We start from the raw sequence: 25,174 nt of genomic DNA on the forward strand, positions 1-25,174 counted from the left end.
AAAACACCATAAAGAAAGAAATGGAAGCAAAGAACAATCGCATCGTTATCGCCATCGACGGATTCTCATCCTGCGGAAAGAGCACGATGGCAAAAGATCTCGCCAAGGATTTGGGATATATATATGTGGACACAGGAGCGATGTATCGCTCGGTGACGCTCTATGCCCTGCGCCACGGCATGTTTGCCGCCGACAACACGATAGACACCGAAGCCCTGCAGAAGGCGATGCCGAAGATAAACATATCATTCAGACTGAACACCGGAACCGGCCGCCCCGACACTTATCTCAACGGAGAATGCGTGGAGAAGGAGATACGCTCGATGGAGGTGTCGAGCCATGTGAGCCCCATAGCCGCTCTGCCTTTCGTACGCCAGGCTCTCGTGAGACAGCAGCAGGAGATGGGCAAGGAGAAGGGCATCGTGATGGACGGCAGAGACATCGGCACAGTGGTGTTCCCCGATGCCGAACTGAAAATCTTCGTCACGGCATCTGCCGAGGTACGCGCCCAGCGCCGCTACGACGAACTGAAGCAGAAGGGTATGGCTGCCGACTTCAACGAGATATTGAAGAACGTGGAGGAGCGTGACTATATAGACACGCATCGCGAGACTTCGCCTCTGAAGCAGGCCGACGATGCCTTGGTGCTCGACAACAGCAACATGACAATCCCCGAACAGAAGGAATGGCTGAAACAGAAGTTTGAGGAAACGATGGAAAAGCTGGGATAAAGATATCCTAAGAAAAAGACAAAAGGTATGGGACTAAGCAAAAGTCTCATACCTTTTATTATATATACTAATATGACACAAGATTGATTCATTGGGCAAGAGTCTTCTATTATTCTTTATTCCAAATCAGTAATCAGACAGATCGGGGGTTATCCTTGTTCGCCATTCAATATCTTCTGCATACACTCCTCCATGAGCCACTTGGGGGTGCTCGTGGCTCCGCAGATTCCTATCGTGGCGGCACCATGGAGCCACTCGTCGCATATCTCTCCCGGTCCCTCAATGAGGTGTGTATTGGGATTGATGCGCAGACATTCATTGAAGAGCACCCTGCCGTTGCTGCTCTTTCTGCCACACACAAAGAGCACAAGATCATGGCGCGAGGCGAAGCTGCTGACATTAGGCATACGGTTTGCCACCTGTCGGCAGATGGTGTCGAAGCTGCGGAACGTGGCGTCGGGCGAGATGTGGCATTGTATGTAGTCGATGATGCGATGGAACTCGTCGAGCGACTTGGTGGTCTGCGAATACAGATATATGTCGCGGGAGAAGTCGAGCGTCTTCACATCGTCGAAATGGGCTATCACGCGGGCGCTGCCCTGGGTCTGTCCCACAAGACCGAGCACTTCGGCATGTCCGGGTTTGCCGAATATCACTATCTGCGCTTCGCCATGGGCGTCATACTGACTCTTTATGCGACGCTGCAGCTGTAGCACCACAGGACATGTGGCGTCGATTATCTCTATGCCGTTGCGCTCCGCCATGGCATAGGTCTCCGGCGGTTCGCCGTGGGCTCTGAGCAGCACCTTGACATTGCGCAGGCGCTCCATCTCATCATGGTTGATGGTGACTAGTCCGAGTTTCTTCAGCCGCTCACACTCCATACTGTTGTGCACGATGTCACCCAGACAATAGAGCGTGCCACCGTTGGCAAGTTCCTCTTCCGCCTTGCGAATGGCAGTGGTGACACCGAAGCAGAAACCGCTCCCGCTGTCTATCTCTACCGCAGGCGACGCATTGCCACAGGAATGGGTATGCTGTGTCACTTCTTTTCCGTTGTTTCTATCCATCACAGTTTCTTGAAATAAATGTCGAGAAGGTCGCGGGCAGCTGCGAAGCTGGTCTTCTGTCCGAGCAGCACACTGTTCTCGTATGCCTGCAGCCTCTGCTGGATATCAGGATTGTTGTAGAAGCTGTTGCGCAGTTGCTCGTTTATCGTCTCATACATCCAGTATTTGTTCTGCTCGTTGCGACGATAGTCAAAGTATCCGTTACCTTTCACGAAATCGAAATACTCATATATCATATCCCACACCTCCTTGACGCCTGTTCCATAGAAACCACTGTAGCAAAGCACCTTCGGCACCCATCCGCTGTCTGATGGTGGGAAGAAATGCAGGGCGTTGCGGAAGTTGGTGGCTGCGATGTGACACTTGTCCACGTTGCTGCCGTCGCATTTGTTTATCACTATTCCGTCGGAAATCTCCATTATGCCTCGCTTGATGCCCTGCAGCTCGTCGCCGGTTCCTGCAAGTTGGATGAGGAGGAAGAAGTCTACCATGGAATGACAGGCTGTCTCGCTCTGCCCCACTCCCACGGTCTCCACGAAAATCTTGTCGTAGCCGGCTGCCTCGCATAGGATTATCGACTCACGGGTCTTGCGTGCCACACCGCCGAGGGATCCTGCCGTAGGACTGGGACGGATGAACGACTCCTTCCTTACCGACAGTTTCTCCATACGGGTCTTGTCGCCGAGGATACTTCCCTTGGAGCGCTCCGAACTGGGGTCGATGGCGAGCACGGCGAGCTTGCCGCCGGTGCGGTCGAGGACATGCACTCCAAACTCGTCTATCGACGTGCTTTTTCCTGCTCCCGGCACACCGCTGATACCGATGCGGATGGATTTGCCGCTATATGGCAGACATTTGTCTATCACCTCCTGCGCCTTCTGCTGATGGTCCGGATTGACACTCTCTACGAGGGTCACTGCCTGTGAGAGCACGGTGACGTCGCCCTTCACGATTCCTTCCACCATTTCGGCAACGGAGAGTTCGCGGCGCTGGAAGCGGCTGCGCTTCAGATATGGGTTTATGATGGAGGGCTGCGCCACACCTTGGTTCACCTGCAGCCCCACGTATTCTTTACTGTTCTCTGGATGGTCCATACTGTGTATTTAGATTAAGATTATCGTGTTTTCAGTTTCATTTTCACTACCACCTTCGGCTGTTTCGGGTCGTTGGTGATGATCAGCACACGCGGTTTGCTTCTGGCGTTGCGCAGCTGCTTCTTGTTCAGCGTCACCTTCAGTTTTGCCTGTTCGCCCGGCTTTATCTTCGTCTTGTTGAGCTTCACGCTCATGCCGGTGGTGAACATCTGCATCGAACGGATGTCGAGCACCGAACGTCCGGTGTTCTCTATTATCACCGTTTCGGTCTTGCTTGGCTTTTCGCCGAAGTCACCGAAATCGAGTTCCGTGGCAGAGAGCTTTATGCTCGGTGCGTTGGCGAGCTGCGTCTCCGACATATTGTCGAAATCTGGCAGCAAGACGGCAGAGACAGATATTTCCTTGTCGATACTCACCTTCTCGCCCGGTTTCTTGGCGAGGAACACGGAGGTCTGTGTCAGTCCGAAGTCGCGCAGCTTCTTGGAGTTGAGTTTCAGCGTGGCAACGCCGGTCTTGCCCGGAGCGATGTTGGTCGGCGACACGCTTGCCGTGAGATAAGCCGGAAGATGCATCACCACAGGACTGATAGTCTCGCCCGTGTTGTTCTTGATATGGATGAGTTGCACGGGATAGTCGCCACGGTTCACGTCGTCGAACTCCACATCGTTCTTGTCCACCATCATACCATCGATCTTGTGTTCGAAGGTACCAGTGAAATCAGATATTTCATCCACCACCACTCCTTTCATCTTGAGATAGAAAGGATGCTTGGAGGAATTGCAGAAGAGCGCCACTTCCTTCTCGAAGTGTCCGAGTTGGCGTGCATCGTAGGTTGCCGTAACAGTGAAGCTGTCGCCCTTGGGGATTGCCGTACGCGGATAGTCCACCGTGGTGCATCCGCAGCTCACCCTCACCTGGTCGATGTTCAGTTCGCTACCCTTGTTGGTGAGTTCAAACTTCACCGTAACAGGGGTTTCATACATCACGCTGCCACAGTCTACTATCTCATTCTTTGCCGTTATGCGCTGCGCCATGGCATCAACCGACGCCATAGCCAGCAAGGATAATATCATCGTTTTGTTATTCATCTATTAAATATCTGTTTTTATATGTCTGTTATTCTATATGGTGTCGTATCTGACATTCTATCTGACAATACCGGCTGATATCCAATCGTGCCGATACTATCATTTCACAATCTTCAGCTCCATGCCGCCGGCCCTGCCGGAGAATTCAGGAGAGTAGGCACACTGCACGGTACATGTTCCGGCGGTGTAGTTTCCTGCACGGTCGATATAGTACTCCGTCTCCACCACGTGCTCGCCTTTCGAGAGACGGTCGAAGTAGTAATGGGTGGCGTTGTCTTTCGGTGTGCAGTAGTATCCCCATCCGTATCCGCTGGTCTGCGCCACTGGCTCCATACATGCCGCACGCTTGTCTACTACCTGCACGAAGTCGTAGTCGCGGTCGGCGGTGATGGTGATGCGCACAGCGATGCGGTCGCCCACATTGAGAGCGCCACCCTTGGCAGCCTTGCCGTTTTCCGGAACCATCACCTGGCGAACCACCTTGATGCCCGACTTGCTGTCGGCGATGTCGGCAGCCGCCTGCGTGAACTGTGCATAGACAGCTCCCCATGATGTTCCCTCGCCAGTCTTGGTCAGCGTGATAGAGTTCTGCTTGTCGATACCGTATACCACCTTGGTATATCCCAGTCCGGCAGAAGCCTTAGGCAGCGACTTGTTCTTGCCGTCTACGGCAAACGTCATGGATTCCTCCTTGTCAGAAGACAGCTCTTTATAGTTGCCGTCGAGGAAGGCATACACGGCGTTTACAGTATTTATCGGTGTGTCCCAAGCCTGTGTGCGCTTGCTCTGCAGGAGCCATAGGCGCATCTGGTTTATGGTCTCCGTGTCGGCAGGGTCTACAGCCTTCAGAGCCTCTATCGCAGCAGTCTGGGTAGGAATGCGATAGTCGAACCACGAGTATCCGGCATGCCATGTGTCGAAATATGTTCCCATGCCCGGCTTCGTCACCGTATACTGGCGTATGCTCTCCACATACTCCTTTGCCTTCTTAGCCTTGCCGTCTCCATTGAGCACCACAGCCATGAGCGCCTTTGAATAGATGTCGCGGTGGCGGTCAGCCTCAAGATATTTGAGGAGATAGTTCTTCAGCTCCACATAATCGGAGTCATAGAAAGGATTCTTGCCGAGCAGTGTGTTTATATATAGATACTGTATGGCATGGTAGTCGCAGATCATCGGTTTCTGTCCCTTCTTTTCCATACGTTTCATTTCCTCAAACTCCTTCATCACGACTGTTCTGAGATAGTCCATTCCATTCTCTATCATCTTGGCCGTGGTTTTCTGATATCCTGCCATCACATTGAGACGGGCGAGGGTCTGCAACACCTGTGCCGTTATGCTTGCCGAACCTCTCATTCCTCGCCACCAGCTCCATGAGCCGTCGCTATTCTGGAGGTCTTTCAGGTCTTTGAGCTGCGAAGCCAGCCGGTAGTCCATCGCCGACTCGTCGAAGAATGTGGTGAGCATCCTCTTCTGGTCAGCCTCGTTGTCGGCATCCATCACCCATGGCGTCTCGTCGAGCACGAGGGTCTTCAGTTCCTGGTTGCGCTGCAGAGCACTCATCAGGCTGTTGTCGCTGCCTGCCGGCTCCTGTTTCCATATGTTTACCACCTGCTTTATCACCGGCGACTGGTTCATGATATATCGTCCGAGGGCGTTGGCATAATAAGCCGTTGAAAGGGATATGGCGTTCTTGTAGTCCACTGTCGAGATATACGGCAGCGTCTGTATCATGAGCCATGACGGGTTGGCGGTATATTCCACGGTGAGTTTCTTGTCCTCTACCCCCTTCGGGAAGAGGTCAGCCATAGCCACTGTCTTCTCGCCGCTGCCGGTGAAGGTGAACGGCACGGTGTTCATCACACTCTCTCTGCTCGGCAACACCGGCAGATAATGCTGCTCACCGTCGCTGAAGCCTTTTCCCTCTGCCGTGATGCGGCATACGAGGAGCGGAGTGTCGCCCTGAGCTTCGAAACTGAAGTCCACGTTTGCAGTGGCATTGGCGTCGATGGTCACGTTCTGCTTCTTCTCGCATACCACTCTTTCCGTCTCCGGATCGAGGAGCTGCATTCTAACGAGGGCTGCAACCGGCTTGTCGGTGGCATTTGCCACACGGGCTGCCATCGTAGCCTTGTCGCCCTCTCTCACGAAGCGCGGCACATTAGGCATCACCATCACCTTCTTGCTCGCCACTGCCTCGCTCTCTATCATTCCGAAGTTCATCTCCTTGTCGTGGGCAAAGCCGCGGAAGTTCCATGTGGTGACGCTCTCCGGCAACGTGAACACTATATCCACATTGCCGTCCTTGTCGGCATAGAGGGCAGGATAGAAGAAGGCTGTCTCGTTGAGGTTCTCGCGAATCTGCGGCACGGCAGCAGAGGCTCTCTCTTCACCGTCGGCATTCTCCACGCCAGCCGAGCCTCTGTCGGAGGCATCGTTACCAAGCGGAACAAAGTCAAAGGTTTTCGCCTTTTCTTCTTTTGACTTCAATACAGTAGCAGTTTCTTCTACTGCTTCGCCTCGGATGGAAACGGAATTCTTTGCACTTCCCCTGACTCTGAGTGGAAGTGAAACCCTGTCATCACTTCTGTCATTAAGCATCAGCATCCAGCTCAGTATGGAAACAGAATTGTCCAATGTATTGAGATCAAACGATTTTCCATTCATCACAGGCATCGTCTGCCATGAAGACAATCCGTTTTCTGTTATCTCCGGCAACATTCTCCATCTGGTGTAGGGACTGTTCTGCGACAGGTTGAGACTAAAGTTGAAGCTAGTCTTCACTATCTGTTCGAGCGACTTGTCATACATCAGAGCCAGAAGCTGACCGTTGTTCTGACCGTCAGTGCTGGCGTTGCGCTTGTTTATCACGTCGTTCACTTTCGGACGCGAGATGTTGAGCGTCCATTTCTCTTTCTGTCCCGGTGTGAGTCTGTCGCGGAAGGTCACCCATTTCAGGTCGAGCCTCTTGTCCTCCAGCGGTCTTGTGATGGTGAACTTATGGCTGTATGCCTTGCCATCCTTCACCCACAGATAGTTGAGGAGCACCGCCTCGCCATATTCTTCCTTATAGGTAAGCGAGATGGTCTTGACGGCATTGCTCAGACTGAAGGTTCCGCTCTCCAGTTCTTTGTCGCTGGAGATGATGGAATAGCGCACGAGGGTGTTGTCGCACGACGTGCCCACCTGCACATAAACCGGTTTGCCATCTCTCGGGAACTCATTGCTTGATATGTATGCCCAGTCTGGCGTATCGGCTGCCGGACGCTTGTCGTCTATGCCGAAGAGCACGAACTCACGCATCACGGTGTCGTTGCCGCATGTTGCCCACAGCTGGTGTCTGCCGGAGAGTATGCCACTGGTTTTCCGCCAGTCTATCTTTATGTTTTCATTGGCTTTCGCCGTATATTTCTTTGTCTGGGAGTCGAACCAGTATGTCACCTTTCCGTCAATCTGTTTTGCAGAAGCATTGTAGCGGTTGAAGACAACTGTCGCCACACTGTCTTTAATCACCTTCTCCGGCAAATCCGATTTCAGTTCGGTGGCTCTCGATCCCAATACGATGCTCGTCTCGGCTGAATGGCTCTCGCCTCCGTTGTCGGTCACTGTGGCTGTGGCAGTGAAGCGATAGCGTGTCTGCCATACGAATCTGCCAGGCGTCTTCACATCGTAGCCTTCGTTGTCTGCCTGATAGTCGGCTGGCAATACCACCGGGATGCGCACCTCAAACCTACCCTTTGAGTCGGTCATTACGGTGTCGGTCAGCATCTGCTGGGCATCGTTGTTCGCCCCATAGTAATACCTGAACCAGCTGGAGCATCTGCGCTGCACGTCGTATGCCACCTTTGCACCAGGCACCGGCACACCGCTGAATGTCATCGCCGTACCGCCCACCACAAGGGTGTCGCCGTCGTGGTATTCGTCGGTCACCTCGTCGAACTTCACATCAAAGGTAGGCCGCTTGTATTCTTCCACCCGGAATGCCGCATATCCCGTGCCGTTGCCCATGCATCTAACCGAGAATCTGCCGCTCAAGACATTGCCGCCGGGCAGATTGAAGTCTACTGATGCCGTGCCATAGTCGTCGGTTGTCGCCTTCTTCTCTGCCAGCACCTTGTTGTTGGCATCACTGAGGGTGAATTTGAGTTCTGCGCCGGTCGTGACCTTTGATGAATGCAGTCCTTCCTGCTTGTATGCCACGGCAGACACATGCACTGTCTGTCCCGGACGATAGATGGAACGGTCGGTGAAGAGTGACACCACGCTGCGATGGATCTTGTCGCCATAATAGTTGAACCTGTTCCACTCGCGTTCGCCAATCATATAGTTGTCGGTATCGGTATAGGCTCTTACGCAATCATAGTATGGCTCCTGGCTGTTCGTCACCACTTTGCCTTTCTCATCAGCGGTCAGCGTTGAAATCACCTTGTTGTCGCGCCACAACTGCAGTTTTGCGCCGGCAAGCGGCTGTCCGGTAGTGGCACTCATGATGGCGTATCTCACCTTGTCGCCCGGCAATGGCAGACTACCAACAAATACATCGGAGACAGTGAAAACGGCATTTATCGGTTTCAGCTTCTTGTTGTCTGCCTCAACCACCACATAATACATTCCCGGCTGCATCTTCGGCAGCTTCGCATAGAGTTTGTTGATGTCGTATTCGTTTTCGTAAACCACCGGCAGGTCAATCACCACCTTCGACTTCGCGATGATGAGTTTCTTTGCCTTGTCTATGTTGAAATTGTTTGTCCTGTCATCGAGATACGACTTGGTATCCAGTCGGTAAAGGCTGACTGTTAGATGTTTCAGATTGCGTGCCTCGATGCTCAGGGTGTCTTCATGGTTCGGCAGATAGGTGTTTCCTACATTCATTTCGAATCCCGGCCGCACCATCTCCGCATAGTATCGCTCAAACCGGTTTATACCTTTCCAAGCTGCCCATTTCTGCTTGGCAAACATGATATAATCCACTTTCTGTTTCGGTGTTACATCCTGACAGTCTGCCATGTAATCGTATTTTGCGATTGCCACCTCGCCACATTCCTTCAGGTCGCCATAGAGAGCCACCAGGGAGTCGAGGCTTGCCAGATAGGTATTACCCTTGATGACCTTTTTCACGGGATTGGCCTTGACTCTCTTTTCGAGCATCCAAAGAGCTGTGACGAGCGAAGCCCTGCGGTTGCCCGCCTTGTTATAATAGTCATTGAGAAGGGCATAACGCTCTGAGTAATAACCTACCAGACTGAGCAGGTCGTTTCCGAATATCTCGCTGTCGACGCCTTCACTCACAAACGGTGCATAATCGAGCGCCTTCTTTGATGCAAGCATTTCGGGATCGGCAAGTGCCTTGTCGAAATACTCGCGACTGAGTTTCTTGCTGTCAGATTTGTAGTGACTTTTAGCAACAAGAGAATAGCTGTAGCCAAGGGCACAGTTGTATACCGCAGCCAAGGCGGGGTCTACTGCTGAGGCTTCGCCCGCAGCCTTCTTCAAGGCGGACAGTTCTGACTGGAACAATTCATCTGAAATGCCCGATGCAGTCGCTACTTTATCAAACTCCGCTTTCAGCAGGTTGCCATAGCTCTTGCCGGCTTTTGCCTGGGCGATTATCTTGTTCAGAATCTTGATCTGCGTCTTTGGCAAATCCTTGGTCTTGGCCTCATTGTATTGTTTCCACAATGAGGTGTAGCCGTCGGCGAAAAGTACCAACGGGAACATCAAGGACAAAACGAATGAAACAATGGCCTTCTTCATATCATTCAATTTTTAGTTTGAGGTTGTAAAGTTACGATTTGTTTTTGACAAGAGCAAATTTTTCAGGAGTTTTAGGTAATGGTAAAAAAATAGCTTGACCAATTTTGAGGAAATAAGGTTTTCTATTCTTATGCTCTGTCTTTTTGCCGTTTTTGAAATTTGTCATCGGTCACATAGCCCGCTATGCTCCCTCTTCCAAACTCCAAAACCGACAAAAATACAGGTCAAAATTTGATCAAGTTATTCTTTCACCATTACTTGAGCGTCACGCCAAAACTAATCTCTGGCCATGATTGCCAACGGACTCATCTGCCTGTCTGATAATAAAATCTACCGTTCCAAAGAATATTGCATGGATGAAGGCCAAACCTTATGACAAACGCCACGAAAAACGGTTATTCCACTGACGCATCACCACTTGAGATAGCCGTATTTCTCCTTACACCAGAGTTGCCATGAATTCACGAGATTCTGCCACAACACATAGGCTCCTGGCGCTACGGCAGCCACGGGATTCAGGAAGGTTACGGTGAGCCAGATGCCAACGATGGTGTTCTTCTGACCCAAAGCCTGTCCGGCGCTTACTCTGTCGCCGAAGAAGCCGCCCACCCACTTGCCGATGGCAAACTGCACGAGACATACAAACAGGGGCAGGATGAGAAGGAGCGACAGGGTGATGCCTCCCACTTCGGCGTCGACGATATTGTGTACGGTCATACCTGTGACGATGCTCAGATTGAACGCCCACATATAGAAAGCGAGGTTCTTGCGGCGCTTTATGGCTCCTGCCACTTTAGGCAGATAGCGCCTCGTGAGCAGGGCAAGACAGAGGGGCAGGAGCAACACCGTTACCACCCTACGCATTATCATGCCAAAGGCGAAGAGGAAGGTGATGTCGGCACTCTTCTCCACCATCGGGAAAAACAAGGGGATGATGATGCTGGTGACGATATTGGCTATCAGCGTATATACCGTGAGCGAGGCTATGCTGCCGCCTAATTTCTCTGTCACTACGGCTGCTGAGGCTGCCGTAGGACAGATGAAGCAGATGAAACATCCTTCAAGAACGAGTTTCACATCGCCATCAGCGAAATACATCATAAGGAGGACAAAGAAGGCGGAAATGGATGTGCGAATAAACTGCAACCAGAAATGCCATGCGCGTGGTCGCAGGTTGGATATGTCTATTTTGCAGAATGTGACATACAATAGGGCAAAAATGACGTATGGCACCATTTCCACCAACGCCGGCCCCATGACATCGCCCATCGGCTGCAGCAGCGGAACATCGCTGAACAACAGATACAACACGCTGCCAACCAGCATGGCACACAGTAGGGTCCACTTCTTCACAAATGACAAGACCTTGTTCATCTCAATCCTTGATTTTCTAAACGTAATGATCAAATAACCAAGTGCAAAAGTACTAAATAAAAACCAAGTGGATGAATAAGTGACGGTAAAATAATAATCAGGTTCGATTTGAATGAGTTTTCACCCTCACCAAGTGGCAAGAAATATATATTCAATCTGGAAATCAGACGGGATTTGGACATATCACATCCTCCGGAATTTGTAAGAAAAAACAGCAGAAATCATGCCCAAGTGGGGCAAGCAGCTTGCCCCTGTTGAGAAAGCACCTTGCCCATGTTGGGCAAGCACCGTGCCCCAAAATGGTATTATTTGTACGGAAAACGAGGACGACGGAACGGAGGATGCATAATGACAAAAATAGCGGAAGTATCTCATGAAACAAGGTGTGAGAATGAAGCGAAACGACGAAGGACAGGACAAACAAAAATCGGAGGTGTCTCACGACAACCCCGACTGTTGAATCTAATCTACAATATAAAAAAATTAATCTACAAAAAAATGCTCTTTTTCTTACTTAATGGTACAAATACTAAACATCAAATTCATATAATCAACAATCAAAATTTCTATCTTCAATAGTTCCTGTCCAATATTTGTGAACAGTTCTCTCTATAATCTTTTTTAATTGTCCCGTCTCCATGCATCAGTCCGACTTTTCTTTATCCATAGTCAGACTATGATCGAACGAACGGCTTTTCCGCCACTTATCCAAAGATAAGACAGCCATGAGAATATGCAGTGGTATGGAGCCTTGCCGTCGGACACGTCAAAAGAAGACCACCAGCACTAAGCAGATAATCAGCAATGCGGCGTATGGCCACACATAACGAACTATGTTACCGGAATTGGCATAACCGTTGATTGCCATTGAAGTCTTGTCAGAAGTTTTCATAACTGATTTCTTTTTTAATTTACGACACATTTATACTTCTTTAGTGGCTTCAGCCATTTTCCAGCTGCTTTTCATCTTTAAGCTTACATATTGCCTATTGGCATACTTTTGGGGGAGCCAGACTCTCAGCGAGTGACCCTATGGATTCATTTTGCGAATCGCCTGCCAACTTACATATTCTTAAATCTAATTAGCGATGGCGCCTTTCAGCACCGCAGGTGATGGCTTTAGTCGATGGGGATAAACGACATTTAGTCGCACTTTTCATTTTACTGCTGCAAAATTAAGTATTTATTTCCAATCCCAAAAGCTTTTATTATTAAATATGTAACAAAAAAGGTAAAAAACAAGCGGTTTTATGTAACATATTTTTGATTTTACTAATTATCACATGGCATTCAATGGGAATGTGACAACGGATGTTACAAAGAAAAATGAAATAAAAAAAGGAGAAATGCGCCTCTTGACACACTTCCCCAGTTACTTTCTTATTTATGATTGCCTATGTCCTCATCCTTTTCACGAAATGAAAAAGGATTATAGATTATTGCCTTTACCCGCATTGTCGCCTTGTCCTGACGGATGACCGCCAGCACACGATTTACCTTTTCGCTTGAGAAAGGAAGTACGCAACAATGATGTTTATTTTACCTCTTCAGCTTGAACGAGTTCTCAATGCTCGTAATCTCGTCCATGAAGAGTTTGTCGGTGGTCATGCGCTGGTTAACCTTGGTGCAGCTGTGAATCACCGTAGAGTGGTCTCTGCCGCCGAGAAGCTTACCTATTCTCGATGCCGGCATCTTGGTGTATTTCTGTGCGAGATACATCGACACCTGACGCGCTTCCACATATTCACGCTTGCGGCTTCTGCCGTTGACGGCTGCCACGGTGACGGAGAAGTGGTTGCACACGGAGTCAAGGATATCGTCGATGGTCAACGGGTTGTCGTCGATCTTGACAGCACGCTTTATCACCCGCTCTGCCAACCGCATGTCGATATTGCAGTTGTACACTACGGAGTATGCCATCAGCGAGTTTATCACTCCCTCGAGGTCTCTGACGCTGCCGTTGGCCGTTTCTGCAATGAAGCGCACCACGGTCTCCGGGATGTGCAGTCCGTCGCGCTTTATCTTGTTCTGCAGGATATCCATACATAGTTCCACGTTCGGCTTCTCCAGCTCGGCGATGAGTCCGCAGCTGAATCGGGTGAGCAGTCGGTCGCTCATTCCCTGCAGGTCTACCGGCGGACGGTCGCTCGCCAGTATGATGCGCTTGCCGTTCATGAAGAGGTGGTTGAAGATATGGAAGAATGTCTCCTGTGTCTTCTGTGCCGATACCCACTCCTGTATGTCGTCCACTATCAGCATGTCGATGGTCTGATAGAAGTTGATAAAGTCGTTCACGGTGTTGTTTCTCACGGCATTGGTGTACTGCACCTGGAAGAGTCTCGCACTGATATACAGTACTCTCTTCTGCGGATAGAGCTGCTTGGTGCGCACTCCGATGGCGTTGATGAGGTGTGTCTTGCCGCATCCCGACGGTCCGTAGATGAACATCGGGTTGAACTGTGTGGTATTAGGATGCTCGGCGATAGACTGTCCCACGGATCTCGGCAGCTTGTTGCTCGCTCCTTCGATATAGTTGCTGAAGGTGAGGTGGGTGTTGAGCTGCGATGCTATCTGCTGTGGCTTGGCAGCGTCGAGCGGTGTCGGCGACTGGTTGTTGCGTGTCTGCTTCGGCTTCTGGTCGTTGATTCCGGCTGGAGGGTCGGAAGTGAGTATCTGTGCAAGATTGTTCGTCTTGTCGGTAACGACGCGATACGAAAGCTTGACATCTTTGCCGAAAGTGCGTGTAAGCACCTTTCCCAACAGATCAATGAAGTTCTCTTCCAAGTATTCGTAAACGAATGGACTCGGAACCTGCACCAACAGAGTGTTCGTCTCCTTCTTGTAAGCCTCGAACACTATTGGCTTGAACCATGTATTGAACTGCTGCGGTGAGACATTCTCTTTAATGAGCAAGAGACTCTTGTCCCATAGAGCATTGGGAGTATCGGCCATATATATACTTTCTGATAAAAAAGAATTGTCGCTATACTTGTCTTTAATTACTTGTTTTTCTGCTTTTCGCCATATCTCCATAGGGTAATATCCCGAAAAGCGTGTGCAAATTTCGCAAAAAAAATCGGATTACACAAATGGGTGTAGACTTTATTTTGCAACAAATTTGTAACGTGCTTTTATAGTGGAATTTAGAAAACGGAGAGGAAACGCGCCGCGACCTGCTGGAACAGGAAGGAGGCTGGCTTCCTCATGATTTCATCTCATAGCGACAATGAATCATGGATCGGAAACCAGCCTCCTCTCGTTATCCCCCTCAGGGGAGATTATGGTTATTCTTTCTGTCTACTTTTCCGCTATTTATCATTTATCCTTCTTTCCGAAGATGGAGAAGTGTACGTAGCGTTTCGGATGCGCCTTGAGGTCGATGAGCAGGGAATCTGCCGACTTCACTGTGGCGTTCAGGTCGTAGTAGAGGTTAGGATCTCGCATTAGGAGTCCGAGGGAACCCTGGTTGTTGTTGAGCTGATGGGTGAACTCCTGCACGTTCTGCAGCGTGGTGTTCACCTTCTGCATCGTGCCGTCTACGTCTACCTTGGCGAGCTTGCCTGTTATCACCTCCGTGTTGTCAATCACGTTGTCTGCCTTGGCGAGAAGTCCCGGCACTCGTCTGTTGAGCGTTCCGAGAAGCGTGTTGAGCTGTCTTGTAGATGTGGTGAGGTTGCCGGTGACGGTCTCCACATTATGAAGCGAGTTGGCGATGGCAGGATCCTGCAGCAGCGTGTTCACGCTGCAGAGTATGGAATCGAGCTTCGGCAGCATCTTCTGCACGATAGGTATGAGGTCTTTCATCTGTCCCATCGCACCGTCGTTGATGCCTCCCACGATGGTCTCTCCCGGGTTGATGCGCTCACGCATATTGTTGGCAAGGAGCAGGTTCACCTTCACGTTGCCCATGAGGTCGCTAACTATTTCTGCGCTGCTGCCTTTAGGTATGCGCATGTCTTTGTTGATGCTTGCCTCAACGATGATATCCTTTGTCTGGCCATAGTCGTATTGGATGTTTCTCACCACACCCACCTGATAGCCGTCGGCATAGATGGGGCATGAGGAACTCAGTCCGCTGATGTCCTTGAAGGATATGTAGTATTTGCTTTCGGACGAGAAGAGGTCGAGTCCCTTCAGGAAGTTCATTCCGAGAAAGAGCACTACGAGACCTACGATTGCCACAATGGCGATTTTCACTTCTTTGGTAAAATACTTCATATAGGGTCTTTTCTGTTTGTTATATATTATATATATGTATGATATCACTTGCACCACTCCTGCTCCCATCGGCAAAACCGCCTTCCGCTGGCAGCGTTATCATGTCAGCGCCGCTGCTTGAAGATGCGTATCGCCTCGGTGATGTTCATCTTGCTGCCGTTTCTGAATGCCACGATGAAGCATCCCGGGAATTCTGTGGCGAGCGAAGCTCTCAGACGGTTGATGGCATTGTAGTTGGTAGAGGCGCCGATGGTGTATTTGTACATTCCGCCTTCCTCATACATGTCTATTCCGTCGTATCCCTTGAAGCGCGGACTGTTCTTTGCCTCCTTCGTGGCGTTTGCCATTATCTGAACTTTGAAAACGGGAGCGTCGTCATCGTCTGCCTTTGACGTTCCGGCAGGGGCATTGACGGTTTTCGCTGCCGCCCTTCTCGGTTGGCTGGGGGCTGACTGAGGTTTGCTTGCCGTTGTTTCAGAATTTCTTGCGGCATTGCGGTTCTTCTGTTTGTCCGCATCGTCCTGCGGAATGAGCGTCGGCAGGCTCACCTTGTCTGACTCCTTTGGCGCCACCAATGGCACGTTGACGCCGGAATAGTTGTCATTCTTGTATTTCGCAAAAGCACTGTATATGCCTCTGGCGATATTGTCGATGCTGGCATCATCGTTGAGCAGCCGCTCCTCGTCGGGAGTGGTGATGAAGCCCAGCTCTATCAGACATGCCGGCATGGATGTCTCTCTCAAAACGAGGAACACGTCCTGCTTCACTCCCTTGTCGGGACGGTTTGCCGTGGAGCACACGCTTTTCTGCACGTGTTTGGCGAGTTCCACGCTTTTCGCCATATTCTTGTCGTGGATGAACTCAAACATGATGGCGCTCTCAGGAGAGTTGGGGTCGTAGCCCTCATACCGTTCCTTGTAGTCGCTCTCATAGGTGATGACAGCGTTCTCGCGCTGCGCCGCACTGAGTTTCTCGTTAGACCGCCGCATTCCCATCGTGTAGGTCTCCATTCCGCGGGCTATCCTGCCTCCGGGCAGTGCGTTGGTATGGATGGAGATGAACACGTCGGCGCGGTTCTTGTTGGCGATGTCGGCCCGCTTGTGGAGCGGCACGAAGACGTCGGTCTTTCTGGTGTATATCACTGTCACGTCGGGACAGTTCTTCTCCACATAGCACCCGAAGGCGAGCGCCATCTTCAGGTTGATGTTCTTCTCGTATGAGAAACTGCCCTTTGCCCCGGCATCATGTCCTCCATGTCCGGCGTCGATGACGAGCGTGAACTGTCTTGCGACGACGTCTGCCACCACAAGAATCATGAACGCCGCCACCAGCAGCGCACGTATCAATGTATAACAGCTGTATTTCTTCACTTCTGCAAATTTAGTCATAAGTTTTGTCTTTGATAACAAAAATGCGGAATATTGAACATTTAGTTGTCTTTTTCGTCATTTCTCCAGTGCAACTGAACACCTGCACCCCTGCTGTCAGCCCCCATCGGAGGGTTTTCTTTGGTCACGCTGACTGTCAGTTCTTCTATCTGGGGCATCTCGCTGAGTATGCGTCTGCCTATCCTTCCTGCCACGTGTTCGATGAGTTTCGAGGGCACTGCCATCTCTTCTTTCACCATTCTGTGGATGTCGGCATAGTTCAGCGTGTCTGCCACATCGTCGGTCTCTGTGGCACGCTGCAACTGACAGCCCGCCTCGACGGAGACGAGAAAGTCTCCGCCGGTGAGCGTCTCTTGCGGCAACACGCCATGACGGGCGTGGAAACGCATGTCTTTGATGAATATCTTTCCTTGTGTGAGTCTCATCATGGGGCTTGTATTTATCCGCAACGTGATGATCCGCAGTTCTTGCAGATGAGGCATCCCTCCTGGTATACGAGTGTCTCCTGACCGCAGACCGGACATTTCTGTCCCTTTGCCTCCGTTCCGTCTACTATATATTTCTTGAGGGCTCTCTCCACTCCTATCTTCCATGTGTTGATGCTCTGGCTGTCCATCTGGAGCTGGCCCACGAGCTTTATCACGTTGGCAATAGGCATGCGGTAGCGCAACACGCCGGAGATGAGCTTGGCGTAGTTCCAGTATTCGGGGTTGAACTTCTCTGACAGTCCTTCAACGGTGGTCTTGTAGCCGCGCTTGTTCTCAAACTGGAAGTCGTAGCGTTTCTTTCCGTTTTCGTCTATCTTCTTGATGATCTTTCCCTTGTTCACGCTCTTTGGCAGCGAGATTCCCTCCTCGTCGTCCTGAAGACCGGTGAATATCTCGTATGGGTATCCGTCGAGCAGACCTACGAATGCCACCCACTTCTCCTTGTTGTTCTGGAATCGCACCACGTCGCATTCCAGTTCCTTGGGGCGCACCTCTGTCACGGTAGGCGGTTCGCAGATATGCTTCTCCTCCGCTTTCTTCTTGTCTTTCTTCTCCACGGCAATCATCACTCCCGAACGTGATCCGTCGCGATACACCGTGCATCCCTTGCAGCCCGAACGCCATGCCTCCACATAGAGACGGTTTACGAGCTGCTCGTCCACGTTGTTCGGCAGGTTGATGGTCACGCTGATGCTGTGGTCCACCCATTTCTGTATCGCTCCCTGCATACGCACCTTCATGAGCCAGTCCACATCGTTTGCCGTGGCCTTATAATATGGCGATTTCTCCACGAGCTGGTCGAGTTCCTCCTGGGTATATCGTTTCTCGGTGTCGTAGCCGTTAATCTTCATCCATGTCAGGAACTTATGGTGGAAGACGATGAATTCCTCGAACGAGTCGCCTGACTCGTCAACGAAGTCCACGTGTACGTCGGTGTCCGTAGGGTTCACCTTGCGACGGCGCTTGTATACGGGCATGAACACCGGTTCGATGCCGCTTGTGGTCTGGGTCATCAGACTGGTTGTTCCTGTCGGGGCGATGGTGAGGCATGCGATGTTGCGGCGGCCATATTTCAGCATGTCGGCATAGAGTTCCGGCTCTGCCTCACGGATGCGGTTGATGAACGGATTGTTCTTCTCCCTCTCTGAGTCGTACACCTCGAAGGCTCCGCGCTCCTTTGCCATCACCACCGACGAACGGTAGGCGGCGAGGGCAAGCGTCTTGTGTACCTCCACTGAGAAGTCTGTCGCCTCCTGAGTGCCGTAGCGCAGGTTCATGGCAGCCAGCATGTCGCCCTCGGCAGTGATTCCCACTCCCGTGCGGCGTCCCATGGCGCTCTTGCGCTTTATCTTCTGCCAGAGATGCAGCTCTGTCTCCTTCACCACATCTGCCTGAGGGTCGCTCTTCACCTTTTCTATTATCTTGTCTATCTTCTCCATCTCCATGTCCACGATGTCGTCCATGATGCGCTGTGCCAGCGCCACGTGTTTTTTGAAGAGGTCGAAGTCGAAGTATGCCTCCGGTGTGAATGGGTTCACCACGTATGAATAGAGATTCACCGAGAGCAGTCGGCATGAGTCATACGGACAGAGCGGTATCTCTCCGCATGGGTTTGTAGACACCGTGCGAAATCCGAGGTCGGCATAGCAGTCGGGTATGCTCTCACGGAGTATGGTGTCCCAGAAGAGCACTCCCGGTTCGGCGCTCTTCCATGCGTTGTGTACTATTTTCTCCCACAGTTTCTTGGCGTCTGCCTTCTTAGTCACTATCGGCGCATCGCTGTCGATAGGGAATTTCTGTGTGTATTCCTTGCCATCTATAGCGCACTGCATGAACTCGTCGTCGAGTTTCACCGACACGTTGGCACCTGTAATCTTACCTTCCTGCATCTTGGCGTCGATAAACGCCTCGCTGTCGGGATGCTTCACGCTGATAGAGAGCATCAGGGCTCCGCGGCGGCCGTCTTGTGCCACCTCGCGTGTGGAATTGCTAAAGCGCTCCATGAATGGCACGACACCTGTTGAGGTGAGTGCAGAGTTGTTCACCGGAGTGCCCTTCGGACGGAGCTGCGAAAGGTCGTGGCCCACTCCGCCGCGGCGTTTCATCAGCTGCACCTGCTCCTCGTCCATGAGCATCACGGCGCCATAGGAGTCGGCGTCGCCGTCGAGACCTATCACGAAGCAGTTTGAGAGCGATGCCACCTGGTGGTCGTTGCCGATGCCGGTCATCGGACTGCCTGCCGGCACGATATAGCGGAAGTGGTCGAGCAGTTCGAACACCTGCTGCTCTGTGAGCGGATTGGGATAGTGGTTTTCTATCCTCGCCACCTCACGGGCGATACGCCAGTGCATGTCTGTCGGCGTCTGTTCGAAGATATTGCCGTAACTGTCTTTCAGCGCATACTTGTTGGCCCACACTCTTGCAGCAAGTTCGTCTCCGCCAAAATATTCCATAGAGGCACGAAAGGCCTCGTCAAAGGTATAAGTCTTATTTTTTTCCATTTTTGCAATTAGGTAGAATAGTCTGTTATCAAAACTCTAATGCTCCGCTCCGAACTCCAGAAGGTTGTTCCGGCAGTATGGAGAAAACGGCGCAACGGATGCAAAGTTAATGACTTTTGCGGATATACGGAAAGAAAGATTGAGAAAGTTAATGCCACATCATTGCCATGAGGATTGTCCGCCGGAGGGCTTTCATGCCGTGTTTCCCAACGGCATTGAGACGTAGCGGAGAGGGATGACGGAAATATAAAAAACGTTAATGAAAACACGTCACCTATTTATATCGGAATTATTCATTACTTTTGCAACAGTGTAAATATGTTTCCATACACGGAAGCGCAATGCAAGCATGGAGGGACGGATGGTTCCACAAGCTGCACGAACTATTATAACTACTATTATTTCCCTCAATGTGACCTTGTCGCTGACAATGGACGGTCAAAAAAATATTAAGTCAATGAACATAAATACTAAAGCTACCATCGGACATCACTATCACGAACACGTCCACCATCACCACCATAGGCATCATAAGGACGATACTGAATCTTTCAAGCAGCAATCTTTGAGAGTGAGAAAGAGACGCAAGATGATTTCCCGTGTTCTCTTCGTCACACTTTCTATTCTTGCTGCAATCATCATCATTGCATGCGTGGCAAGTAACTGGCTTTTCTGAGGTTGGTTGCGGTAGCGGCTTTTGCTCCTCCCTTGACACGAAGGTGTTGAGTCTGTCCTGGTGTTGTATGCAAGAGATTTCCCGGAAAAACAACACCGCACATCTCCTTTCCGAAAAAGAACAAGAACATTCGGCATACAAAAAACAGCTGTAAGTCCAGAGTCGCTTTTACTCGAAGAACTTACAGCTGTTTTTTATCCCAAATCGGTCGTTAGGGCTTGCATGGATTTTGTTTTTTTGAAGGATAGATTTTGTTTGGCTTTTAATGAGTAATAGCAGGCTATTGCGAATTAAAAACAGACAAAAGACGCCTTATAAAAAGCAAAAGACAGCAAGCAGTATTAAAATACTAAATTGAACGGCCTAATGACCGTTTTGGGTTTATCTGTATGCCAGACACGTGTTGTCTTACTGCGGATTATCCCCAAACGGCCATCAGGCAGTTCATTGTAATATTCCAGAACTGATTGCGGTCAGGAGGTTCCGCGATTTATCATCAGTCCACTACGATTGGCTTGTATTTCGGCACGAGGATCTTCATGATAACCCATCCGATGAGGTATGCCACGGCACAGATGCAGAACACGATCATGTAGCCGCCCTTCTTGCCCTCGAAGCCCATGAAGCTGAACTGTGCAGCGTTCTCGGCATAGGTGAAGAGCATACCTGAACCCTTGTTGATGAGGAACGAGCCGATACCTCCTGCCATGGCACCGATACCGGTGATTGTGGCGATTGTAGACTTAGGGAACATGTCGCCGATGGTGGAATAGAGGTTGGCTGACCATGCCTGATGGCCTGCGCCGAGAAATCCGATGATGATTGCCACCCACCATGCGCTGATTTCTCCCATTGGCTGGGCGATAAGACCGAGCAACGGGAAGCATGCGAATATCAACATGGCACGCATACGGCCGATGTATGGATTCATACCCTTCTTGTCAACGAAATATGTGGGGAGGTAACCGCCGCCGATGCTCAACACCGTAACGATGGCGTAGAGTGTGAAGATGAGGGCAATAGCCATCGGACTGTCTGAGGTGTAGCCGTAAACATCCGAGAAGTATGCCGGAGCCCAGAAGAGGAAGAACCACCATACGCCGTCGGTCATGAACTTGCCCACGATAAACGACCATGTCTGTGGAAAGGTGAAGCACTTGAGGAATCCGATTGTCTTCTCCTCAGTGTGTTCCTCTTCTGACTCGGCGGCAGCTTTCTCCTCTTCCTCGTCCTGCTCGATGTATGAAAGCTCGGCAGTGTTGGTGAACTTGCTCTTGCGTGGTTTGTCATAGAGCCATATCCAGAGGCCCATCCATACATAACCGAGCACACCGATCACCACGAATGCCATCTCCCAGCCCCAGGCGTTGGCGAGCAACGGAATGGTGGCAGGTGCGGCGAGGGCTCCTACTGAAGCTCCGCTGTTGAAGATTGAAGTGGCGAAAGCGCGGTCTTTCTTTGGGAAGTATTCTGCCGTAACCTTCACGGCAGCAGGGAAGTTGCCTGCCTCACCGGCTGCCAGCACGAGGCGGCATGAGAGGAAGAGCCATACGCTGACGGTGGCGATTGCCACGGCAGCATCGGAACCTGCCTGCACAAGACGCAGGGCTTCTATAGAGTCGTATCCCTCGATGAGCATAGCTGCCTCACCGCAGAGGGCGTGGAGAACGGCACCTGTAGACCATACGAAGATGGCGATGAGGTAGCCCTTCTTTGTTCCCATCCAGTCTACGAACTTACCAGCGAAGAGGTTGCATACAGCGTAGAAGATTGAGAACCAACCGGTTATCGTTCCGTAATCATCGTCGGTCCAGTGGAATTCTGGAGCGATAAAGTCTTTCCATGTCAGCGACAGAACCTGACGGTCCATGTAGTTGACAGTAGTTGCCAAAAACAGCAAAGCACAAATCACCCAACGGAAGTTGGACATCTTAGTAGTTTGTATTGAAGCCATTTGTTTTAATATAAGATTAATATTGTTTGTTCTAGCCTGCAAAGATAGCGTTTTTTTCTTCTTTCCGCAAAAAAATCAATAAAAAAGAAAACAAACAGTATTAATCCGTAATCATCGCATCAATCTGTTTCTCCTTTCCCTGTTCCAAAAAGAAATGAGAATCGCCTGACACTGATAAAAAGAAAATCCGCCAGCATTCGCATTGTTAATCGGAATGCTGACGGAAGCAACAAAGTTTTGTCTTTATGTTATCTGTTCATGTATTTCTTGCCATCCTTTATGGCAACCGTATTGCCTGACTGTGAGAATACAGGCGAAATGACCGTTGGGGTTAAGATATCAATCCTGGTAGTACACCCTCTTCACGCGGTCTGACACACTGGTGAGCACCTCGTATGGGATGGTGTCGAGTACATCGGAGAGAACTGTCACTGGCAGATGGTCGCCGAAGATTTCCACTGTGTCACCCTCCTTGCACGGTATGCCAGTGACGTCGATCATCGCCACATCCATGCAGATGTTGCCAACATAAGGAGCCTTCTGTCCGTTCACCAGACAGTAGCAGTTGCCACGGCCCAGGTGGCGGTTCAGTCCGTCGGCATATCCTATCGGAATGGCTGCGATGCGGCTGTCGCGCGTCAGGTGCCCCTTGCGGCTATAGCCCACTGTCTCCTCCTTCGGCACATCACGTAATTGCAGGATGGTGGTTTTCAGAGTGCTCACATTGTTCAGTATATGGTTGTCGCGACTGTCGATGCCATATAGTCCGAGACCGAGACGACACATATCAAGCTGGCGTTCTGGGAAGTGTTCGATGCCGGCAGAGTTGCAGATATGGCGCAGGATCTTGTGGGGAAACGCTGCCTGAAGCTTGCTGCTCGCCTCATCGAAGAGGTCGAACTGCATCTTTGAGAAATTGTCGAAGTCGTCACTGTCGGAACCCACGAAATGCGAGAACACTGAACGGGGGATGATGGCGTTCTGCGACTGCAGACGATGTATCAGTTCGTCAATGTCGGTCTTGGGGTTGAAGCCGAGACGGTGCATTCCGGTGTCGAGCTTGATGTGTACGGGGTAGCCCGTGATTCCCTCGCGCCGGGCAGCCTTGACAAGGGCGTCGAGCAGACGGAAACTGTAGACCTCAGGTTCGAGGTCATAGTCGAACATCGTCTTGAATGCCGTCATCTCCGGATTCATTATCATGATATTGCTCGTGATTCCGTTTTTGCGGAGCGTCACTCCCTCGTCGGCAACGGCAACGGCGAGATAGTCCACACGGTGGTCCTGCAATGTCTTTGCCACCTCCACCGCTCCACTGCCATAGGCATTTGCCTTAACCATGCATACGAGCTTGGTCTCGGGCTTCATATAAGAGCGGTAGTAGTTGAGATTGTCTACCACTGCCTGGAGGTTCACCTCAAGGATGGTTTCATGCACCTTCTGCTCCAGGAGTTCGCTGATGCCGTCGAAACCGAAGGCGCGCGCTCCCTTTATGAGTATCACCTCATCGCGGAGTGTGCTGAAGACGGGACTCTTGATGAAGGTCTGACTGTCGGGGAAGAAGTATTTCTCCCCCACCCCGATTCTGTCTGCCTCTGCCATGAGGTCGGGACCCACACCGATGAATTTCTCCACTCCCCTCTTGACGCATAGTTCTGACACCTCTGCATAAAGCTGGTCGCGCGTCATTCCGCTCTGCAGGATGTCGCTGAGAATCAGTGTGCGGCGACGGCCCTTATGGTCGGGACGGCGACTGATGAAGTCGAGGGCTATGTCGAGAGAGTTGATGTCGGAATTGTAGGAATCGTTGATGAGCGTGCAGCCATGCTGGCCCTGCTTCACCTCCAGTCGCATGGCGACAGCCTCCAGCTTCGGCATTCTCCCGGCGATGTCGGCGGCAGAAATACCGAGCGATAGGCATACGGCGCAGCAGGTGATGGAATTCTCGATGGATGCCTCGTCGATGAAAGGCAGGGTGTACTGACATTCCCCGCCAACCTTATTATATATATAGGTAACGGTGGTGGAGGTCTCGCCCTTCTCCACATTCTTTATATATAGCGGAGCATTGGCGTCGGCAACCGACCACCACAGGTGTTCGCCCTTGAACGCCCTTTCGCCCACTCGGCTGGCTATCTCCTTGCTGTCGCCGGGATATACTATCACGCTGGCGTCGCGGAAGAGGTCGAGCTTCTCGTCCACCTTGGCTTCCATCGAAGGAAAATTCTCCTGATGGGCACTGCCGATATTGGTTATCACGCCGATGGTGGGCTGTATGATGTTGCGCAGTGCCTGCATCTCGCCGGGCTGGCTGATGCCTGCCTCGAATACTCCCACCTGTGACTGCTCGCCGAGCAGCCAGACGGAGAGCGGAACGCCAATCTGGGAATTGTAGCTACGAGGACTGCGCGTGACGCTGAGCGACTGAGAGAGCAACTGATAGAGCCACTCCTTGACAATGGTCTTGCCGTTGCTGCCCGTTACGCCCACGACGGGGATGTTGAACTCGTCGCGATGACGCTCGGCAAGGCGCTGCAGCGCTTCGAGCGGACTGATTACCTTGAGGAAATTGGAACCTGGATAAGTGGTGGCATAGTCTTGTGGCAATGCGTCCACAACAAAGTTTCTCACTCCTCGACGATAAAGGTCGGGTATGAACTCATGGCCATTGCGACGGCCGGACTTGAGGGCAAAGAACAACGTTTCCTCAGGGAAACAGAGGGAACGGCTGTCGGTGAGCAGAAAGCCGATGTTGGCGGCTTGGTCTCCATATCTACGCGCCCCTATCAATGTCGTTACTTTTTCAATTGAATAAGTCATTGCTGTTGATTCTTGATT

Annotated in this window: 14 protein-coding genes; 2 read left to right on the top strand and 12 right to left on the bottom strand. The window is 51.1% G+C overall.

Features of this window, described 5'->3' with window-relative positions; translation table 11 throughout:
- Window positions 1-20 precede the first annotated feature (20 nt).
- The gene (gene cmk / locus ACDC99_RS08015; protein ID WP_370756529.1) at window positions 21-731 is read left to right on the top strand and encodes a (d)CMP kinase; all 711 of its coding nucleotides are present in this window, start codon (window positions 21-23) and stop codon (window positions 729-731) included.
- A gap of 149 nt (window positions 732-880) precedes the next feature.
- Here cmk and ACDC99_RS08020 read toward each other — a convergent pair whose 3' ends face one another.
- The 10 genes from ACDC99_RS08020 to ACDC99_RS08065 all read right to left on the bottom strand — a co-directional run bounded on the left by ACDC99_RS08020 (window position 881) and on the right by ACDC99_RS08065 (window position 19,706).
- Window positions 881-1,801, bottom strand: a complete 921-nt coding sequence (locus ACDC99_RS08020) for a 4-hydroxy-3-methylbut-2-enyl diphosphate reductase (RefSeq protein ID WP_022317431.1) — start codon at window positions 1,799-1,801, stop codon at window positions 881-883.
- A complete protein-coding gene (gene meaB, locus ACDC99_RS08025) occupies window positions 1,801-2,895 on the bottom strand; it encodes a methylmalonyl Co-A mutase-associated GTPase MeaB (protein ID WP_022317432.1) in 1,095 nt (364 codons plus the stop codon). Before meaB ends, ACDC99_RS08020 begins: the two co-directional genes overlap by 1 nt.
- A 20-nt stretch (window positions 2,896-2,915) precedes the next feature.
- Complete coding sequence (locus ACDC99_RS08030) at window positions 2,916-3,983, bottom strand: DUF1573 domain-containing protein (RefSeq protein ID WP_042518441.1); 1,068 nt, start codon at window positions 3,981-3,983, stop codon at window positions 2,916-2,918.
- 99 nt (window positions 3,984-4,082) lie between these two features.
- Window positions 4,083-9,737, bottom strand: a complete 5,655-nt coding sequence (locus tag ACDC99_RS08035; protein ID WP_370756530.1) for an alpha-2-macroglobulin family protein — start codon at window positions 9,735-9,737, stop codon at window positions 4,083-4,085.
- A gap of 411 nt (window positions 9,738-10,148) precedes the next feature.
- The gene (locus ACDC99_RS08040; RefSeq protein WP_370756531.1) at window positions 10,149-11,111 is read right to left on the bottom strand and encodes a transporter; all 963 of its coding nucleotides are present in this window, start codon (window positions 11,109-11,111) and stop codon (window positions 10,149-10,151) included.
- 1,539 nt (window positions 11,112-12,650) lie between these two features.
- On the bottom strand, window positions 12,651-14,063 hold the full coding sequence (gene dnaA, locus ACDC99_RS08045; protein WP_042518432.1) for a chromosomal replication initiator protein DnaA: 1,413 nt from the start codon (window positions 14,061-14,063) through the stop codon (window positions 12,651-12,653).
- Between the two features lie 363 nt (window positions 14,064-14,426).
- Entirely contained in the window at window positions 14,427-15,329 is a 903-nt protein-coding gene (locus ACDC99_RS08050) for an MlaD family protein (RefSeq protein ID WP_044073446.1), read from the bottom strand.
- Between the two features lie 104 nt (window positions 15,330-15,433).
- The gene (locus ACDC99_RS08055) at window positions 15,434-16,717 is read right to left on the bottom strand and encodes an N-acetylmuramoyl-L-alanine amidase family protein (protein ID WP_370756532.1); all 1,284 of its coding nucleotides are present in this window, start codon (window positions 16,715-16,717) and stop codon (window positions 15,434-15,436) included.
- Between the two features lie 41 nt (window positions 16,718-16,758).
- On the bottom strand, window positions 16,759-17,142 hold the full coding sequence (folB, locus tag ACDC99_RS08060; protein WP_288591510.1) for a dihydroneopterin aldolase: 384 nt from the start codon (window positions 17,140-17,142) through the stop codon (window positions 16,759-16,761).
- 14 nt (window positions 17,143-17,156) lie between these two features.
- Entirely contained in the window at window positions 17,157-19,706 is a 2,550-nt protein-coding gene (locus tag ACDC99_RS08065) for an adenosylcobalamin-dependent ribonucleoside-diphosphate reductase (protein ID WP_042518428.1), read from the bottom strand.
- 457 nt (window positions 19,707-20,163) lie between these two features.
- Here ACDC99_RS08065 and ACDC99_RS08070 point away from each other — a divergent pair, with 457 nt between their 5' ends.
- Window positions 20,164-20,382 carry a hypothetical protein gene (locus tag ACDC99_RS08070; RefSeq protein ID WP_287071800.1) on the top strand — a complete coding sequence of 73 codons (219 nt, stop codon included), beginning with the start codon at window positions 20,164-20,166 and terminating at the stop codon, window positions 20,380-20,382.
- 496 nt (window positions 20,383-20,878) lie between these two features.
- Here ACDC99_RS08070 and ACDC99_RS08075 read toward each other — a convergent pair whose 3' ends face one another.
- Both ACDC99_RS08075 and ACDC99_RS08080 read right to left on the bottom strand, forming a co-directional pair.
- Complete coding sequence (locus ACDC99_RS08075) at window positions 20,879-22,336, bottom strand: MFS transporter (RefSeq protein WP_370756533.1); 1,458 nt, start codon at window positions 22,334-22,336, stop codon at window positions 20,879-20,881.
- Window positions 22,337-22,675: 339 nt separating this feature from the next.
- On the bottom strand, window positions 22,676-25,156 hold the full coding sequence (locus ACDC99_RS08080; protein ID WP_370756534.1) for a bifunctional UDP-N-acetylmuramoyl-tripeptide:D-alanyl-D-alanine ligase/alanine racemase: 2,481 nt from the start codon (window positions 25,154-25,156) through the stop codon (window positions 22,676-22,678).
- Between the last annotated feature and the right edge of the window lie 18 nt (window positions 25,157-25,174).

The sequence above is a fragment of the Prevotella pectinovora genome (genome assembly GCF_041323955.1).
Lineage (GTDB): Bacteria > Bacteroidota > Bacteroidia > Bacteroidales > Bacteroidaceae > Prevotella > Prevotella pectinovora.